Genomic DNA, 17,765 nt, shown 5'->3' with positions numbered 1-17,765 from the left:
GGCGCGAGTGTCAACCGGGCCAGGGGCTCGCTTCCACGTGCCGAGGAAACCCGCTGCAGCTTCTCCACGGAGACGGAGACGCGGTCCAGTTCATCCCGAAGGAGGGCCAGTGCTTCGCGTTGATTCTGGGCATGCAGCCCCTGGATGACCAGGCTCCCGACGAGGAGCGTGCCCACGATGATTCTCTCGACTCTCATTGACGCGCTCCGCTCGGAAATGACGGGAACGGCCACACCTGGGCCGTTCCCGTCAGGCAATCCCTACCAGAGAATGCCGTTGACGCCCGCGCCAGGGCCGACGTCGCAGCAGACGAAGAGCTGCCCGTTGCCCGGCACATAGGCGCCGGTCAGGGTGATGTACCGCGCGCCCGATCCGAAGGACGACACGTAGCGCATCCCGGACGTCCAGACGGCGGAGATCGCGTCATCCACACCCGTTGCGTAGCAGCCCACCGTCGCGGACGTGTTCGGCGCGTACGCCACGACATTCACGGTATACGAGCCAGCGGGGTCGACCACCGCCGGGATGCACCAGCTCCTCGTGGTGGAGCAGTTGTTGCGAGCGGAGCCGTAGTAGTTGCTGAAGCAACCAGCATCCGCCGGATTGTAGGGACTGCCAAGGAAGCCAGACGCGGCGCGCGCGAACGCCGCTCCCGGGACTGCCATCGACAACAGGACTGCACCCGCGACAAGGGGACGAATCGAGGACATGGGACCTCCAGGAAAGAGAGACACTTCGATAGGCCTACAGCTCGAGTGCGAATTGCCCGCTCGAATACTCACGACAAGCCAGAGGCGGGGGCGCCATGTGAGGGCATCGCATCTGCTTGTCATCGAACGAGGGCGACGGGATTCCTTCGCCATCCGTGTCCAGCACCTCGACACCCCGAGCTGGATCCACTCTGATGGCGGCAGAGGTGGAGCACATGAGGAAGCAGGGCTTTGTCATCGGTGCTGCGTCGGCGGCCGTCCTTCTCGCGGCCACGGGATGGGCGGGCGAGGAGAAGTCCACCCAGGAGGCCGAAGTCGCCTGCGCGGGTGTGCGCCCGCTCACCGAGCAGTTCGTCAACGACGCGGCGCGGCTCGGGCTCAAGGGTGTCGCGACGCGCGAGGACCTGCTCGTCGGAAAGCTGAGCTACCTGCGCGAGCCGCGGGAAGCCGCCGAAGCGGCGAGTGGGATGGTGCTCTTCATCAAGGGCCCGAAGGGCTGGCGCGCGGTGGTTCCCCGCCATGAAGAGGAAGAGGTCGGCTTCTACGTGTCACCTTCGAGTCACAAGGTCATCCTCATCACCCAGCGACAGATGGGAGACCCGGGCCAGTCGTTCACCGTCGTCCGCTCGGACGACGACTTCGTCACCGCGACGTGTGCGACGCTGGGCTTTCCAAGGGAGCTGAACGCGCCCACCTGGAACGGCGAGTATCTCGAAGTCCACGACCTGGACATCAGCGCGCGAGGCCGCGGCGTGCTCGTGGGTTCGGCGGGACTGGAGCGGACCGGCGAAAAGCCTCGCACGCTGTGGTTCTCGTATGCCACGCGGGATGATGGCCGCTCATGGGGTCCGCCGCATCGGCTGGCGAAAGAGCAGGAGGCTCCCCCGGGCATGCTCTCTCCGGCCCGTCTCGTGGATGCCCCCGCCCTGGTGGCGGACCTGCGCGCCTTCGTGGCGGGGCCGCGCTGAGCTGCTGGGCGACCCTCAACACTATTCACACGGCCGCGCCAGGTCGCTCGGCTTTGACTCTTCGGACAGGAGTGGACGCCCAGGCCGAAGCGCCGCGGCGTCAGACCGCCACCGGGCTGTTAGGCTTGTACCTGAAACTTGGAGACAGGAGCCACCATGAAGCTGGTGTCGAGCAGTGCCATCGTGACAGGAGCAGGGCAGGGCATCGGGCTGGGAGTCGCCTCGCGGCTCATGCGAGACGGAGCCAACGTGCTCCTCTTCGGGCGGACCCGGGAGAAGGTGGAGGCGGCCGCCGTGGAGCTCAACCGGGTGGCGGAGGGGCGCACGCGGGCCGTCCCCTTCGCGGGAGATGTGGTCCATGTGGAGGACGTGGCGCGGGCCATCGAGGTTGCGACGCGTGAGTTCGGCCTCCCGGGCATCCTGGTGAACAACGCAGGCTCGGCCACTCTCCGCCCAATCCTGGAGCTGCCGGTGGAGGAGTTCGACCAGGTTCTGGCCATCAACCTCAAGGGCCCTTTCCTGTTCACCCAGGCACTGGCGAAGGCGCTGGTCGCCGCGAAGCAGCCGGGCTCCATCGTCAACATCTCCTCGTTGAACCAGACGGCCGTGACGGACGGGCTCGCCCACTACTGCGCCTCCAAGGCGGGGCTCGCGAACTTCTCGAAGGTCGCGGCCTCGGAGCTGGGGCGGTACAACATCCGCGTGAATGTCGTGGCACCAGGAGCCATCCGCACCCCTCTGGCTGAGGGGGCTGGGCTCCTGACCGGGGCGATGGGGCGGGAGTTTCTTGCCCACACTCCGCTCGGCAAGCCGTGTGGCGAGCCGGAGGACGTGGCAAAGGTGGTGTCGTTCCTCTGCAGCGACCTCGCGTCATGGATTACCGGGGACACCCTCGCGGTTGACGGTGGCAATCACATTCGCGGCCTGCACAGCTATGCGGACACGCTGGGCCTCACCCGTCTCGCGGAAGGCTCCTCCTGACAACGGTTGGAGTCCGTCGTCCTGAGAGCGGAAGCGATGCTCGCCTGAGCTGACCCGCGGCGTCCGTGGTTCAAGGACGCCGCGCGCGCCGGGCCGCCCTCGCGCACGCTCGAGGCTCGCTGCCAACGTCAGGTGCTCATCCCCTCCCTGTCAAAATTGTCAGACGCGCCAGGGCGTTCAGGCACCCCGGGTACCCAACGCCAATGGGCCCTCGCGGCGTGACGACAATGACGGCGCATATTTTCCTGGACATGGATTGACTCTCAGCCGTGTGCCATGGGTGGAGATTGGGGGTAGGCAAGACCCAGGGAGGCACCACATCGCGAGCGCGAATGAGGCCGTCTATTTTTGGTTTGCACTGCACACTTCTCCACCACTTCGGGTCCGTCGTGCTTTGGCTGTTCCATGGCGTGGACACTTCTGGATAGAACGCGGGCCATGACGGTCGCCCCTTTTCGTCTGGGCATGCTCATCCCAGAGTTCCCCACGCAAACCCACGCCTTCTTCTGGCGGGAGATCACCGCCCTGCGCGCCGCTGGCGTCGAGGTACACATCTTCTCCACGCGCCGCCCGGTGGAGGGATGTCCGCATGAATGGGCGGAGCGCGCGGCCTCCGAGACCACGTATCTCTACCCGCCCCGACTCTCGTCGGCGCTGCTTTCGCCTCGGGACTTCCCCGGGATGGCGAAGGCCCTCGCGTATGTCTCCAGGCTCTCGGTGAACGTGAAGCAGAAGGCGAGAGCGCTGGGGATGCTGGCGTGCGCGGTGGACTTCCTCCACTACTCGCGCGAGCGGAAGCTGGACCACATTCATGGCCATTCCGCCGCGGACGCCGCGCACGTGCTCGCGCTCTGCAGAATCCTCGGCGGTCCGCGCTATAGCTTCCACCTCCACGGCGACCTGCCTGTGTATGGAACGGACCACGCCGCGAAGGCCTGGGACGCCACGTTCGTGGCCGCCGCCGCGCGCCCCATGCAGCGCGAACTCATCGAGGACGTGGGGCTGCCGCCGGAGCGTACCTACACCCTGTGGATGGGGGTGGACACCGACCGCTTCGTTCCTCCGCCGCAGCGCGTGGAGTCCCCCCGCGGCCTTCACCTCGTCTCCGTTGGGCGGCTGCACCTCTGCAAGGGCCACGTCCATACCTTCGCCGCACTCCGCAAGGCGTTGGACCGAGGGCTTCGAGCACACCTCACCGTGGGGGGACGGGGGCCGCACGAGCAGGAGATCCGCCAGTCCATTGCCCGCTTCGGGCTGGAGCCGCACGTGAAGCTGGTGGGGCCGCTCGGAGAATCCGCGGTGATCGAGTTGCTGCACGGGGCCGATGCTTTCGTGCTCTCCAGTATTGGTCTCGGCGAGGCCTCTCCCGTCGCGGTCATGGAAGCCATGGCGTGTGGCGTCCCCCCGGTCTGCTCCATCATCGGGGGCACGCCAGACATGATTTCCGACGGGGCGGAGGGCCTGCTGGTGGCGCAGGGGGATGAAGAGGGATTGGCGAACGTGTTCCTCCGGCTCGGGCAGGATGTGGCGCTGCGCGAGCGGATGGCGCGGGCCGCACGCGAACGGGCTGTGCGCTCCTTTGACTACCGCGAGACGGGCCGTCGACTGCTGGATGCCATTCATGCCTCGCGCGCGCCTCAACGTCAGGCCGCGTGGCAGGGGGCTGCCCCCCGCGCCGATCAAGCGGCGGCCTGAACGCCGCGACCGCGCGGACTGAAAACATCCGCGACCCGAGGAGCCGAGAAACACACCCTGTCTTCAATTTTACGCGCTCAAGCAATCATTGGTTTCCAAGCAACTCGTTCCCGTGCGGTAGGAAAACCCATTCGTCACACATCATCGAATGGGTCACCCCTCACCCCTGGAGCGACATGAGAAGACAATTCCTGGCACTCACCGTGTTGACGCTGGCGGCTGCGAGCGCCTCCGCGGCGGACCGCATGAATCCGGCGGACCTGCGCCGTGTGACGAAGGCGCGTGATTTCATCGCTCCCGCCGTCGCGAAGGAGTTCGGACCCAAGGCCCGGTTCGTCCACCTCTTCGGGCAGGGCAAGGGAATGCTGGCGGGCGTGGTCGCGGAGATTCCCGCCGAGGCGCTGGGCACGGACGAGCTGCCGCTGCTGGCCATCGTCCAGTACGACGAGGCCACGGGCGCGGTGCGAGTGGTGGCCCGTGAGTTCAAGTACCGCGAGGCCCGGACGGTCGGCCCCGAGGTGGCATTGCTGGATGGCGAGGGCAACCTGCGCCTGCGCGATGCCAACGGCGGCGAGCGACTGCTGGCTCAGGGTGTGGGCGGAGACTTGTTCCCCACGGCGAAGGGCGACGCCCTGGTGGCCACGCTGGCGATGTCCCGTGGCCCCAAGCACGAGACCTCCGTGGGCATCATCGACATGAAGGGCCGAGTGAAGGTGCTGGCGGATGGCCCCGGCGTGGACGCGACGCCCAGCATCTCTCCGGATGGCAGGACCGTGGTCTTCGTGTCCGGCCGCACCACCGTGGCGTCGTTCTACGTGACGGACGTGGATGGCTCGGCGCCGAAGCAACTCACCAACGTCGGGATGGACAGCACGATGCTGTATGGCGGCCCGCCCAAGGGCTTCGTGCCACCGCCCGTCTCCAGTCATCACATGGAATGGGTGAGCGACGACGTGCTCCGCTACAACGCGGGCGGCGGTGAGTTCTGGAAGCTGAACGTGCGAACGGGCGCGGCCTCCGCGGACCTGGGAGGTGAGAAGTGATGCGCGCGATGCTGAAGCAGCTCACGGTGGCGCTGGCCTTCTCGCTGCTGGCCCTTCCGGCCCTGTCCTCCGCGCAGACAATGTTCCGCTTTCCCGCGTCGCAGCTCGCGGACCAGTGCGGAAACGGCGGGTGTACCGTGAGCGCGTACAAGGATTACGGTGGCCGGGACTACGCCTGTGGTGGTGTTCGATACAGTGGCCACACGGGCACGGACTACGCGCTGGTCGGCGGGTTCAGCAAGATGGACTACGGCGTCTGGGCGATGAATGCCGCGCGGGGCTACATCGAGTCCAACGTGGATGGGTACTACGACCGGTGCAACTACTGGAACCAGTCCAACCCCTACGCCGCCTGCGGCCTCTACACGGCTAACTACATCATCATGCGGCACCCGGATAACACCCAGACCTGGTACTGGCACTTGAAGGCCTACACGCAGCAGTTCGCCCGGGGCACGTCGCTCGACTGCGCCTACTGGATTGCGCGAGTGGGCTCGTCGGGTGCCTCCACGGGTCCACACCTGCACTTCGAATACTGGGTGCCGGGCTACGGCACGGATGACCCGTACGCGGGCTCGTGCGGCACGCCGTATACGCGGTGGACGTCGCAGGGCGCGTATCGGGGCCTGCCCGGCATCGCCTGTCAGTAGCGGTGTGGATGCGGCCCGCCCACGCAACCCACGGTGGGCGGGCGCGCGGGGGACTACCGCGTGCAGGTATAGCGAACGATGCAGCCGCCCACGTACACGGGGGTGATGACGCCGTCCTCGCAGAAGCCCGGGGCCGGATAGACCGGGTTCGGACAGATGGCGTTGGCGACAACATGGGGAACACAGTTGAAGCCGATGAGGCACTTGCCCGAGTAGATGGGGTAGAGGTCTCCGTCCTCGCACAGCGGAGGCATCACCTCCGGGCAGATGGGATGGCCCACGGGGACGGCGGTCTGGCTCGTGGTGGCCTCCTCCGAGGCCTCCGGGACAGGGGCTTCCGGACCGCAACCGATCAGCGTCAACAGGCCACACACCACTGCAAGACGTCCAAGGCTGTTCATCCAGGCTCTCCGCGTCAGACCCGCCAAAGCGGCGGGATTGGAGAGCGTCTACCAGTCTCGCTGGAGCCTCGCAAACGGGGGGGCCAGAGACAGGGACGTGAACGATGCCTGCCAGCGGGGGGAGAGTGCGCGTTGATGCAGCGCACCCGCGCGCGAGAGGCCGTGCCTACGGTGCTGGCGTCGGCGCGGTGGGCTCCTTCGCTGACCGCGCTTGCTCGCGAAGCAACGCCTCACGCTCCCGCTGCGCCCGGTCCGCGAGGACGGAGGCTTCAAGTTCATCGGCGAACGGGCAGTTCATGACTCCCGCCTCCCTCGCTGCATCCCGGATGACCCGGCCCTTGCTCCCGGGCTCGACATGGGCGACCGCATTCAGCAACGCCAGGCCGTCCTCGGAGCGAGCGCGCTCGCCGGCCCAGGATGCCGCGATGGTCAGGACGTCCTCCTCCTTGATGGGCAGGTCGCGGGCCTTCGAGCGCTCCACGGAGTGGCAGAGGTTGTCCATGTCACTCTTGTAACTGGCGCAGCCCGTGGTGAGCACGATGACGGTCAACCCCAGCAAGCAGCGGTGTCGCGATGTCTGACGGTTCATGGCCGTCAGTCTAATCCAAGTGCCGTTCTGTCGGGCGGCGCCAGTTGGCCGATGCTACATGCAGTCCCCGCTCAGCGGGCCGATGCTCAAGGGTCCCTCCGTCCAGTCGGAAGAAGATGGAGCGGCTTCTCCTTTGGCCCGTGGAGTGCTCGGACATGTCCTGCCGGGTTTCGAGGACGCGTTTGTCCGCCGCGTCGGAAGCTGCCCGGGTCTCGGGAACCACCGGTCCGACGTGGTGCCAGGCACGTTCTTCGTGATGCCCTTTTCGTTCACGAAGACGGAGATGGCCTTGCCTCCACCGGAGGTGCGTCAACCCGTGGCTACCTGGAGCCCTGTCGCGTGCCCTCGCTCCCGGTGGCCTTGGGGGCTCCCGGTGGCCGCTGGTTCGGCGCGGTGGAGGCTCCACCGCCGGGCCGCAGTGCGTTCTGGCCCAGGCGCGAGAAGTTGATGGAGTTGCTCAGGATGCGCACCGCCTCCTGGTCCGCGTGGAAGCCCATGGAGTTCTCCGCCTCCACGAAGTCCAGGTAGAACTGGGCGCGCTTCTGGAAGTCACGCGCCTTGGCCAGTGCTTCCTCGGGGAGGCCCGCCTTCTGTGCGCTCTCGAGGTCGTGGATGAGGTCCACCAGCGCGTCCATGGCGATGTTGCGAGTCTCGAAGGTGCGCGTCTGGATGGTCTCCACGCGGTCGAGCAGCTCCGCCTCGCTCCACTTGTGGCATGTCTGGCAGGCGCGGTTGATGTTGAGCAGCGGGCTGCGCACGTGGTGGTCGCTGATCTTCATCGCCCCTTCACGCTGGTAGGGCATGTGGCAGTCGGCGCAGGCCACGCCGCTCTTCGCGTGGATGCCCTGGTTGTACATCTCGAACTCGGGGTGCTGCGCCTTGAGGACCTTCGCGCCGGTGAGCTTGTGGGTCCAGTCGGTGTGCCCGTCCTCGTCGTAATAGGCCATGATCTGGTCGACGTTGATGCCCTTGGCCCAGGGGTAGGTGAGGCGCTTCTCCTTGCCCTTGAAGTAGTACTCGACGTGGCATTGCCCACAGACGTACGTGCGCATCTCCTGGCGCGTGGCGTGCTCATTCACGCGGAAGTCAGGCACGCCCTGGCTGGCCTTGAGCGCGGCGATGCCCTCGATGAAGCCGGGGCGTGTGACGCGCAGCTGCATCGTGGAGGGGTCGTGGCAGTCGATGCAGGACACCGGGTGCTCCACGAGCTTGCGCGCCTCGGCGAAGGGCATCTGGTTCATCTTCTCGAAGCCCTTGATGAGGTCCCCGTCGCCCAGCTTCTTGTAGGGGACGTACACGCTGCCGTGACAGTGGATGCAGGTGCCCGGCTGCTGCGTTACGTGCTGGCGCTCGGTGAAGACCTGGTCCTCGAGCATGTGCGCGTGGCCACGCTCCTCGCGGAAGTCGGTGGCGAAGGCATAGCCGCTCCACATGGTGACCAGTCGCGGGTCTTCCTCGAGCCGGCTCTGCGCCACTACCGAGCGGGGGTCCGCCTGGGTGGGCGTGCGCGCCACCGCCTCGCTGCCGCCGTAGCGGGTGCGCTGCTGGTCCACCGTGCGCTTGTAGCCGTCGTACTGCAGCGGGAAGTTCTTCCCCCACACGGCGGGGTCCGTGATGGTGTCGTCGAGTTCCACCACCCGGTAGAAGGGGTTCCTCGCCTCCTGCTTGCGCTCCATGATGTTGACCAGGAGCGCGGTGACACCCGCCGCGGCCAGCGCCGCGGCGACAGCGACCGCGACCACGAGTCTGGTGCCGCTGAAGCGTCGGCGCTTCTCCGGGGCCTTCTCGGGCTCGGTCATCGTGCGTTCTCCTTACGGATGAGCTCGGGGTTCCCCGAACCTTCGGGGTGGCCCACGGAGTTGTGGCAGGTGAGGCACTGCAGTTGCTCGCTGGGGGCCACCTGCTCGTGGCCCGTGGGGGGCGTTTCAATGGCTTCCACGATGGGACCGTGGCACTTGCGGCAGGCGTTCTCCGTCACCACGCGATTGCCCGGACGCAGGCGGATGGGGTCCGGGAAGGTGCCGGTGGTGAAGTAGTAGGAGTGCCAGAAGCCGTTGCTCGCCTTCGTGTAGTACTTGGGCAGGAAACCCGCAGGCGTATGGCAGTCGTTGCAGGTGGCCACCGCGTGGTGGCTGCTCTTGCGCCAGCCTTCGTACTGCTCGTTCATGATGTGGCAGTTGGCGCAGGCGGCCGGGTCGTCTTGCAGGTAGGACGAGCCCTTCGCGTACACGAAGGTGAAGCCGCCGAGGCCAACCGCCACACCGATGGCAATCCCGAGGATCACGGCCAGCACGGTGCGGGAGGTGGGGGGCACGCAGGGCAACCTAGCAATGCTCGTGCTACGCGGAAGTGGGATGTTGCTGTCGCGTGCGGATGGTGAGGCCTGTCGGATTGCTGGAGTGTGGCTCCGGGCGCGGCGCTTCGTGATGACGCGCAACACTTGCGCGCTACGGCGCAGTCTTTGCGCGCCGCGCAGCCTTTGCGCCGCTGGCGCGTCGTTTTCGCGAGTGCGTTCTCATGGACTGACTCCCGCGCGTCGGCATCTACCGCGAGGACCGGCGGCGTGACGTTTGAGCAGAGGCTCCGTCCCGTGCTCCAACTCCTTCCGCGCGACTTCACTCATGCGCGTGGAACACCGAGCGCGCGCTCATGCCGTGTCAGCGCTTTCGCGAGAGTCGACGGGGAGTGGAAGGGGACGACGTCAGCCCTACAGTGCCGCGCACCCGTGCGTCTGTATCGCGGCGCCCTCGGTCTCGAGGATTCCCTCCAGCACCCAGAAGCCGTTGATCTTCTCGCCCTGGAAGTGGAGCACTCCACGACCGGTCGACCCCGCCACTGGCATTCGCCAGTCCACCCGGCCAGAGGTCGCGGACCAGGCCTGACTCTTCCGAGGGACCTTCAGGTATCCGTAGGACCAGCCCCACCACGCCGCGTCAATGGGCTCGCCCAGCAGGTTGCGAGCCTCCGTGCACGCCGCCAGTTTCTCCAGCGCGGCCCGGGGTGCGCCACTCATGCGCAGCCTCATCCGGTCGTACACCTGATAGGCCACCGTGAGGACCAGTAGCGCCAGCACGCCCTGAACCGCGCGTTTCGAGAGGCTGACGGGACGCGAGGAGGGCCGAGGCATCTGCCCAGTGTCCTCCACAACATCCGGAGCCATCAACCGCGTTCCCATCCAGTCTCGGGAGGAAGGGCAGGGCGAGTCTCCGATGGGCGGGAATGGGCACGCCCGCTCGACATGGCGGCCGGGATGGAGATGGGGCCCGGGAGGCTTCATCCCTCGGCCCGACGGTTTCGTCCCGCCGTAGAGGGGATTGAGCCCTTCCCGCGCAAGACGCCTGTCTCGGCGGCGTAGATAGCCGGGTGGAACCACGAAGTGGCGACAGACCGCACGGCTCGTGGTCTCCGCAGACGGCCGAGGGAGTGACATGCGATTCATGAAGTCGTGGCGGCGCTTGCTCATGGTGGGCACCCTGTTTGTGGTGTGTGCTCCGGGATGTCGACCTGGTCCGGAGGAGGGCGACGCACCGGAGGCGCCTCGCGCGGACCTGGCCCACCAGTCCCAGGAAATCACATGCGGGAGCAGCCAGGTCCCTGTGATGACGAGCGGCACGTTGCCAGTCGGCATCGTGACTCGCTCGGGGGCTTTCGGCCCCGGTTACGAGGCCTGGCTGGCATTCGATGAGGTCGATAGCTCCGGCTCGATGTGGATCTCCGGGCTACAGCAGAGCCCCGCGTGGATTGGCTACGAATGGGCGGACGGCCCGCGGCGAATCATCCGCTACGCCATCCGCTTCTCGAATGGCTCGCTCACGTCTCGCGCGCCCAAGGCCTGGACGCTCCAGGGCTGGAACGGCTCGCAGTGGGTGGTGGTGGATACCCGAACCAACGAAGTGAACTGGGGGGGCACGGAGCGCCGTGTGTACACCCTGGCGGCCACCGCGACCTACCCGAAGTTCCGCCTCAACGTGACGGATGACAATGATTCGCGCGCGGGCATCGAGGTTGTTTCGATAGGGCGGCTCGAACTGCTCGGCTGTCTGCCGGATACGACGCCCCCCACGGCGCCTGTCCTCGCGCACTTCACCCCGGCCCCACCGTCCACCACTTCAAACCCCAATCTGATTGGAAACGCGGAGACCGGGTCGACGGTGCGCGTCTACCCCAACGCCAACTGCTCGGGGACGCCATCGGTCTCGGTCACCGCGGGAACGGAGCAGCTCTTCCTGGCGGTCGTCCCCGTGAATCCCAACGCGACGACGGTCTTCACCGCCACGGCGACGGACTCCTCCGGGAATGTGTCCGCATGCTCGCAACCCCTGAGCTACGTGCATGACAGCATGGCTCCGGCGGCGCCCGTGATGACGGGCTTCCAACCCGTGTCACCGGGCAACTCATTGACGCCCCAGGCGCGCGGCACCGCGGAGAAGGGGAGCACGGTTCAGGTCTTCAAGGGCTCGGGCTGTGTGGCGCCCGTCGTGGTGAGCGCCGTGGCGGATGCCTCCACGGGCGCGTTCTCTGCTTCCGTGACTGTCACGGCCAACACGACGACGAGTTTCTCCGCGCGGGCCGTGGACCTGGCGGGGAATGTGTCGGCGTGTGCCACCGCCATCAGCTACGTGCAGGACAGCGTTGCCCCGGCGGTGCCTGTGCTGACGGGGTTCCAGCCGGTGTCTCCGGGCAACTCGCTCACGCCTCAGGTGCGCGGCACCGCGGAGAAGGGAGGCACCGTTCAAGTCTTCAAGGGCTCGGGCTGCGTGGCGCCTGTCGCGGTGAGCGCCGTGGCGGATGCCTCCACGGGCGCGTTCTCTGCTTCCGTGACTGTCACGGCCAACACGGTGACGGATATCTCCGCGCGGGCCATGGACCCTGCGGGGAACGTGTCGGCGTGTTCGACGGCCATCAGTTACCGGCACGACGGCATCGCCCCTCCCGCGCCTCGGTTCATGCCGGGCTTCATTCCCGTCGATGGGAACGCTACCGGGGGGCTGGTCCGCGCGATGGGGGAGGTGGACTCGCGAGTCACGCTTTTCATGGATGCTGCGTGCGCCACCTTGTTCTCGCCATCAGGTCCCTTCGTGGTGGGCGTGGATGGCTCGGTGACGATGGCGCTGACGCCGGGCCAGCGGCTCGGGCCGCTGTTCGCGGATGCGCGCGACGTGGTGGGCAATCGCTCCGCATGTGTTCCGGTGCCGGTGGGCTGCGACATGGGCTTCGCGGACTGCGACGGGAATCCGGCCAACGGGTGTGAGGGGGACCTGCTCGCGGACGAGGCGAACTGCGGGGCCTGCGGCACCGTGTGCGCTGGCGCTCCGTCTGCCCGTGCCGTGTGCGGCGCGGGGACTTGCGGGCTGGGCTGTGTGGTGGGCACGTTCGATTGTGACGGCAGCGCGGCCAACGGCTGCGAGTCCCCCAGTGCGTGCGCGCCGTTGGCGTGTGGCGTGGACATCTCGTCCGAGCTGATGATCACCGACCTCTCCGTGGTCGATGACCCCTTGAGGACCACGGGTGACGGTGTGTGGACCTTCGGTCACCTCATGCGCGAGATGAACGGCGGGCAGGACCCGTCGGACCTGGTCCGCGACTGGTTGTCCACCTGGATGTCGGACCAGTTCATCGGTGCGACGGAGGTCGGGGCGCGGCCCAACATGGCGGGGATGGTGCTGCAGCCGTGGGAGAACAGCAGTGGGCCGGGACCCTCCCTGGACTTCAACGTGGCCCCGTTCCGTCTGCTGGCCATCGTCAACCGGATGGACTTGCGCAAGGAGGGCGAGTTCGCGGGCGAGGGGCGCTTCGTGTTTGGCGTGACGGACCCCAACGGCCATCCGCTGCCGTTCACCGTCATCCTGGAATACATCCTGCCCGGGGGCTCACCGGATGAGTTCCAGCGCTGGGCGCGGGACTGGCACGAGTTGGGGCGCATCGGTGTCGGGAGCCCCGGCTACAACGAGAAGCTCGAGGCCCTCACGAGCCGCTTCACGAAGTCCTTCGTCGCGCGGGGTGCGCACCTGGGCAGCGCCATCCACCAGGTCCGCACCAACGAGAACGCGTTGGTGCCGCTCTGGGAGCTGCGTGAGTTCCACCTGGGCCCCGGAGGGTTGATGCCCGCGCACGTCGCGCTCTCGCCCACCCTGTTCTGGGACGGCTCGCGCACCCTGGGGGACTATGTCAACCTGAACCTGTCCTCCATCCTCACGGAGACGCACACCGTCCCGGAGTTCTTCGAGAACCAACCCCTGCTCGCGGGCTCCGCGTTTACGTTCCCCAACTTCGCGTGGGCCGTGCCGCAGGTCTCCACCGAGGCGCGCCACAAGTTCTCGTTGAACACCTGCAGTGGCTGTCACGGAGGGGAGACGGGCACCGTCTTCTTGCACGTGCACCCTCGCGCCGAGGGAGTGTCGTCGGCCTTGTCTCCGTTCCTCGTGACGTCTGGGCCCATTCCGGATCGGTTCGACCCCTCCGTGACGCGAACCTTCGCGGACCTGGTTCGGCGCCAGGCGGACATGACGTCGCTCGTGTGTGGCGTGCCAGCGGCGAATCCTCTCGCTCGGGCAATGGAGACCCTGGGCACGTCGATGCTCTCGGGTTCGAGTGAATCGGTCCGGCCCGCGGTGCCTGGCTTTCCGCCGCCCTCCAACCTGCCGGCGGGTCGCGTCCACTGAGGTGAGCCGTCGCTGAACGCAGCGGTCGGGGCAGGGCGCCGCGTGCATCGGGCGCCCTGTGGGGGCATGGAGCCAGCCGTGGACCTCAGGATGCGGCGCGTCGTGAGCCGTTGTTCGCTCGTTGATTGCCTCGCATATCCCGACTCAGTCAACAGGGCCCCCACCGCGCTGATGCGTCATACTCCACGAGCAAGTCCTACTCGTTTCAAGTAGCGCATGGAGGCCGACATCAACAATGGCGGCTTCATGCAGTTCTTCTGCAGGAAGTATCCATCGCCTCTCATGACCACGATTCGATGAGGGAGCCCTTCAGGGGACTCCAACTCAGTGAAGGGCGGGCCCTGGACGTGGGCCCGCCGGGAAGTGTCATCGGGTGCGGCGTCAGCCCATGTTGCCGCGGAAGCCGATGGGGCCCTCACCGTTGTACGTCATGGTCCCGGTCAGTGACTCCCCGCTGTTGCCGGAGGTCAGGTCGAGGGCGATGACGTTCTGCCCCTGCCGGGAGCCGAGGACGAAGGTGCCACCTGGATTCCAGGGCGCGGTCGGCCCACCCCACTGATTCTCCACCACGTAGTTGTTCGGGCTGGTGAGGGTGGCGCGGAAGGCGATAGGCCCCTCGCCGTTGTAGGTCATGCTCCCGGTCAGCGTCTGGCCGCCATCGTTGGAGGTGACCTTCATCGCGACGACGTTCTGCTTCTCGCGGCCGCCAATCACCCAGTTGCCCCCCGGATTCCAAGGAGCCGACGAGCCACCCCATTGGTTCTGGACCTTGTAATTAGACATGCCTGGCATTCCTTTGTTTGTGGGTCGGATGCCCAAGGGCAGTCCTCAGTGCGATTTCAGTCCGGGCGGGGGCGGCTGGGCTGCCTTCGGGTGCGCGGAGAATAAGTCGGTGAGCGCCTGGGATTGATGTGAAAGTCGTCGAGTGTCGATGTGTGGTCGATTGGTATGTGATTGTGTCTAGCCCTCAGGTCCCGGGTCTCTGGGCGAAATGCGGCATCGTCATCGGACTTGGCCATCGCGCCCTGGTGACGGCCAGCACCCTGCGCTGGCCACCTGACCCGCTGTGGGGTGGTCACCGCGCGGGAGCTGGCGAAGGCCACGCTCGACAGACGACGTCCGCACCCGGAGAACGGCATCGGTGGGACTCCTCGTCGGAGGGGGATGATTGTCGGGTGATGGGGATTCAAGCGGCCTCTTGAATCCCATCCCGGGGAGAAGGTCTCATGGGTCGCTCGGGCCTGCTGGGGCAGGGGCCTGGATTGAGGAGACATCGGATGATGAAGGCAAGGTTCGCGGGACTGGGAGCCATCGGCGCCCTGGTGGGGCTGTCGACGGGGTGTGGCTTCGAGAAGAGTGTGTACGACATCGAGATGAACGAGGCCGAGCTGAGCGCCGTGCCCTATGTCTGCGACAACGGCCGCGAGGGCGTCGGCCGCGCCTGGGACGTCTCTTCGCAGCAGCGGTGGACCATCACCGCGGGAGAGCGCTCGGACACTCGTATCGAGGTCCCTGGCTTCTTCCGGGCCCTGCTCCATGGGTACACAGATGTGCCGATCGAGACGCCTTTCGTCCTCAACGGCACCTCGTCCGAAAGCGGCCCCTACCAGTTCGTGGATCTCAATTCAGAGACCTTCGATGACATCGGCGGCGGGACCACGGTGCAGCGCTTTTTCATCGAGGGTGACTCGCTCGAAGCGGACCGGATCAAGGGCTTCGTCGACGTCCGGACCACCGCCGTGTCAGAAGACTTCAAGAACGTCACGTGCACCCATTGGGTGAGCTTCACCGGCCGCCGTGTGGACTGAGCGTCGTCCGCCACCATGGACACCCTTGATGTGATGGAAGGGTGTTCGATGTCGGAGAAGGGGCAGAGGCGGCGGCGACGTCGCTTCAGCCGTGCCCTCGGTCGGCAGGGCCCGCCTCGGAAGCCGGCAGTGCTGCCTCAATCGGTGCCTGCGCCTTGCTTCGTCCTGCCGGCCGCCGCGTCGACCCGCGTGTCCTGGGCGATCCAGTTCACCTCCCAGGTCTTGCCTCCGTCGTCCGAGAAGGCCTGCTCGAAGCGGACGGAAGTAGGCGTCACGTTCGAGATGACGAAGCGCACCATGATGGCGCGCCCGTCGAGCCGCTCCTGGGCGTAGAACTCACCGCGTCCTTCCTTGAACTCGCCCACGGTCGGCACGGCGAGGGTGCCATCGCGGCTGTTCGCGAAGTGCAGGCTCCACTGGCGCGTCCGCGGATTGTACAGGCGCAGGTTGAGGCCCTCGAATCGCCCACCCTCGCCGTCGGCTACGAGTTCCACGAGGTTGCCGCGGCCGTTCCACACCTTGCGCACGACAGTGGTCCCCTTCATCTCCACCCAGGTGTTCGAGCCCGTCAGCGGGCGCAGGCGCCGCTTCAGCTGCGTGCGCCAGGTGCCGATCTCGAAGTCGAAGTCACGCTGGCCATCGCGCGGGGCAGGCGCAGAGGCTTCGCGATCCTGGGCAATCCCCGGGAGTGGGTACAACACGAGGGCGGGCAAGCAGGCGAAGAGCAGCGGCCGGAGCAGGTGGAGGGGGTTCATGGACGCGAAGCTAGAGGCGTGCGCGCCGCCCCGCTGTCAGGAACCTGCGCGGACCTGCTGCAGCTCCGCACGCAGGCGCGCGGGGCTGCTCCCCAGCACCAGGCGCACGCTCTGCGAGAGGTGGCTGTGGTGCGAGAAGCCCAGCTCCAGTGCGAGCCGCGCGAGGTCCTGCTCGCCCTCCGCGAGCCGCTGCAGCGCCGTGAGAACCCGCAGCTGGCGGCGGTAGGCGCGCAGGGACAGCCCCGTCTCCGCGTGGAAGAGGCGCATGAGGTGGAAGGGTGAGCAGCGGGCCTCCTGCGCGACGGTGTCGAGCGAGAGGTTCGCCGAGAGCTGGGCCGCGAGCAGCGCGCGCACGCGGCCGACCGTGCGGCGCCGTGCGCCCCGGTCTCCGCGCGCAGGGGCCTCCGCGCGCTGCCTGTCCGAAGCGGCTACCTCGAGCAGTGCGAACACCGTCTCCTCACGCGAGAGCCGGTCTCCGCGCGGGTCGCGCAGGGCGGCACACACGCGCGCGTGGCGCAGGTGCACCGCGGCGCTCAGCCCCAGCTCCGGATGGTCCGGGCCACGCCGGCCCCACAGCTCGTCGAAGAGGTCCGGTGCGAGCTTGATGACCGTCGCATCGTCTCCCTCCGCGCCCGGATGGCCGACCCGGTAGTCCACGCGCGGGTGGTGCAGCAGGGCGGTGCAGGGGTCCGCGACGAAGCGCCGCAGCCCCCGGTGGTAGCTGAAGCAGCCGCGGCGCAGCAGCACCAGGTGTCCCGGGTCCCCGCCTCGCTCCTCCGCGGGCCCCGCGCGCGGATGCCGGCAGCGCGAATCGAGCACGCGGAACTGCTCGGACTCGAGGAGGGTCAGCAACTGGGCCATGGGCCTCCACCATCCTCCCGTGCGGGGCGCGTGTGAAGCCCGCCGGCAGGCCTACGCGTCGCGCGCTGGCCCTTCGCCACGTCCAGCCGCGCGAGCAGGTCCGCCCCCAGCACGAAGAAGAGGATGGCCGAGCGGCTCAAGCCAACAGGCCCAGGCTCCTGCCACACACCTGATGGGAGCGCGGCCTGTCAACGGGACGGGAGGATGCTGTCCGGGCTGCACTGCCCCCTCTCTGGAGTAACGCCAAGGCCGAGGGCCAGATCATGAAGCTCAACCTTCCCGAGCGTCAGCTGTGTGGCCGCGCCAGCTTCGACCTGCTGCGTTGTCGCGTGCTGCTCACGGTCGCGCCCCTGAGAATCCTCTGCACGGTGCTGGCGGCCACGCCGCGCGGGATGGACTCCGGGGTGGCCGAGCGCGTGCTGAACCGGCGGTACCACGGGGCGCCCGGTCAGGTCTGAGCCCGATTGGCAGAACCTGCTTGCTATCCCACCGGTCGTCCGATTCAGACTGTCCGTATGAACCGTATCCTCCTGCTGGCCGGATTGCTGAGCCTCGTTGCGTGCAAGGGCTCCATCACGCCAGGCACCGACCCCGGAGACCCCAACAACCCCGGTGGTCCCGGGGGGCCAGGTGGTCCCGGGG

The 17,765-nt window shown here is 67.3% G+C and carries 17 protein-coding genes and 1 pseudogene; 8 read left to right on the top strand and 10 right to left on the bottom strand.

All coding sequences use genetic code 11. From position 1 onward, the window contains the following. Both HR086_RS32465 and HR086_RS32460 read right to left on the bottom strand, forming a co-directional pair. Positions 1-197 (bottom strand): hypothetical protein (locus HR086_RS32465; protein WP_174467575.1); only part of this gene is annotated, 197 nt, incomplete at its 3' end. Positions 198-260: 63 nt separating this feature from the next. After that, positions 261-710: a hypothetical protein gene (locus tag HR086_RS32460; RefSeq protein ID WP_174459433.1), complete on the bottom strand. Its 450-nt coding sequence runs from the start codon at positions 708-710 to the stop codon at positions 261-263. A 215-nt stretch (positions 711-925) separates the two neighbouring features. Between HR086_RS32460 and HR086_RS32455 the strand changes: the two genes are divergently transcribed. The 5 genes from HR086_RS32455 to HR086_RS32435 all read left to right on the top strand — a co-directional run bounded on the left by HR086_RS32455 (position 926) and on the right by HR086_RS32435 (position 6,047). Next, positions 926-1,678 carry a hypothetical protein gene (locus HR086_RS32455; protein WP_174459434.1) on the top strand — a complete coding sequence of 251 codons (753 nt, stop codon included), beginning with the start codon at positions 926-928 and terminating at the stop codon, positions 1,676-1,678. 156 nt (positions 1,679-1,834) lie between these two features. Continuing rightward, positions 1,835-2,659, top strand: coding sequence for an SDR family NAD(P)-dependent oxidoreductase (locus tag HR086_RS32450; protein ID WP_174459435.1), 825 nt, complete (start codon positions 1,835-1,837; stop codon positions 2,657-2,659). Between the two features lie 438 nt (positions 2,660-3,097). Then, positions 3,098-4,354, top strand: a complete 1,257-nt coding sequence (locus HR086_RS32445; protein ID WP_174467574.1) for a glycosyltransferase family 4 protein — start codon at positions 3,098-3,100, stop codon at positions 4,352-4,354. 176 nt (positions 4,355-4,530) lie between these two features. Further along, entirely contained in the window at positions 4,531-5,397 is an 867-nt protein-coding gene (locus HR086_RS32440; protein ID WP_174467573.1) for a PD40 domain-containing protein, read from the top strand. Further along, on the top strand, positions 5,397-6,047 hold the full coding sequence (locus HR086_RS32435; RefSeq protein ID WP_254614547.1) for a M23 family metallopeptidase: 651 nt from the start codon (positions 5,397-5,399) through the stop codon (positions 6,045-6,047). The genes HR086_RS32440 and HR086_RS32435 overlap by 1 nt, the downstream gene beginning before the upstream one ends. A gap of 53 nt (positions 6,048-6,100) precedes the next feature. Here HR086_RS32435 and HR086_RS32430 read toward each other — a convergent pair whose 3' ends face one another. The 5 genes from HR086_RS32430 to HR086_RS32410 all read right to left on the bottom strand — a co-directional run bounded on the left by HR086_RS32430 (position 6,101) and on the right by HR086_RS32410 (position 10,164). Next, the gene (locus HR086_RS32430; protein WP_174459438.1) at positions 6,101-6,448 is read right to left on the bottom strand and encodes a hypothetical protein; all 348 of its coding nucleotides are present in this window, start codon (positions 6,446-6,448) and stop codon (positions 6,101-6,103) included. Between the two features lie 166 nt (positions 6,449-6,614). Continuing rightward, the gene (locus HR086_RS32425; protein WP_174459439.1) at positions 6,615-7,037 is read right to left on the bottom strand and encodes a hypothetical protein; all 423 of its coding nucleotides are present in this window, start codon (positions 7,035-7,037) and stop codon (positions 6,615-6,617) included. Between the two features lie 320 nt (positions 7,038-7,357). Beyond that, positions 7,358-8,836: an ammonia-forming cytochrome c nitrite reductase subunit c552 gene (locus HR086_RS32420; protein ID WP_174459440.1), complete on the bottom strand. Its 1,479-nt coding sequence runs from the start codon at positions 8,834-8,836 to the stop codon at positions 7,358-7,360. Then, a complete protein-coding gene (gene nrfH, locus HR086_RS32415) occupies positions 8,833-9,351 on the bottom strand; it encodes a cytochrome c nitrite reductase small subunit (protein WP_174462636.1) in 519 nt (172 codons plus the stop codon). The genes HR086_RS32420 and nrfH overlap by 4 nt, the downstream gene beginning before the upstream one ends. 393 nt (positions 9,352-9,744) lie before the next feature. Continuing rightward, on the bottom strand, positions 9,745-10,164 hold the full coding sequence (locus HR086_RS32410; protein ID WP_174459442.1) for a cytochrome c oxidase assembly factor Coa1 family protein: 420 nt from the start codon (positions 10,162-10,164) through the stop codon (positions 9,745-9,747). A gap of 301 nt (positions 10,165-10,465) precedes the next feature. On the opposite strand from HR086_RS32410, the gene HR086_RS32405 reads away from it, so the two are divergent. Beyond that, positions 10,466-13,699: a hypothetical protein gene (locus HR086_RS32405; RefSeq protein ID WP_174467572.1), complete on the top strand. Its 3,234-nt coding sequence runs from the start codon at positions 10,466-10,468 to the stop codon at positions 13,697-13,699. Between the two features lie 381 nt (positions 13,700-14,080). On the opposite strand, the pseudogene HR086_RS32400 reads toward HR086_RS32405, so the two are convergent. Further along, positions 14,081-14,473 (bottom strand): annotated as a pseudogene (locus tag HR086_RS32400) (lectin ESA-2); the annotation flags it as partial. A gap of 503 nt (positions 14,474-14,976) precedes the next feature. Here HR086_RS32400 and HR086_RS32395 point away from each other — a divergent pair. Then, positions 14,977-15,507 (top strand): hypothetical protein, encoded by a 531-nt coding sequence (locus tag HR086_RS32395; RefSeq protein WP_174467571.1) that lies wholly within the window; start codon positions 14,977-14,979, stop codon positions 15,505-15,507. Positions 15,508-15,644: 137 nt separating this feature from the next. On the opposite strand, the gene HR086_RS32390 is transcribed toward HR086_RS32395, so the two are convergent. Both HR086_RS32390 and HR086_RS32385 read right to left on the bottom strand, forming a co-directional pair. After that, on the bottom strand, positions 15,645-16,262 hold the full coding sequence (locus tag HR086_RS32390; protein ID WP_174467570.1) for a hypothetical protein: 618 nt from the start codon (positions 16,260-16,262) through the stop codon (positions 15,645-15,647). Positions 16,263-16,298: 36 nt separating this feature from the next. After that, entirely contained in the window at positions 16,299-17,123 is an 825-nt protein-coding gene (locus HR086_RS32385; protein ID WP_174467569.1) for an AraC family transcriptional regulator, read from the bottom strand. Between the two features lie 263 nt (positions 17,124-17,386). Here HR086_RS32385 and HR086_RS32380 point away from each other — a divergent pair, with 263 nt between their 5' ends. Then, complete coding sequence (locus tag HR086_RS32380) at positions 17,387-17,581, top strand: hypothetical protein (RefSeq protein WP_174467568.1); 195 nt, start codon at positions 17,387-17,389, stop codon at positions 17,579-17,581. Positions 17,582-17,765: the final 184 nt, after the last annotated feature.

The sequence above is a fragment of the Myxococcus sp. CA039A genome (assembly GCF_013336645.1).
GTDB lineage: Bacteria > Myxococcota > Myxococcia > Myxococcales > Myxococcaceae > Myxococcus > Myxococcus llanfairpwllgwyngyllgogerychwyrndrobwllllantysiliogogogochensis.
The sequence above is the reverse complement of the archived record's forward strand: the minus strand, read 5'-3'. Positions and strand labels throughout refer to the sequence as shown.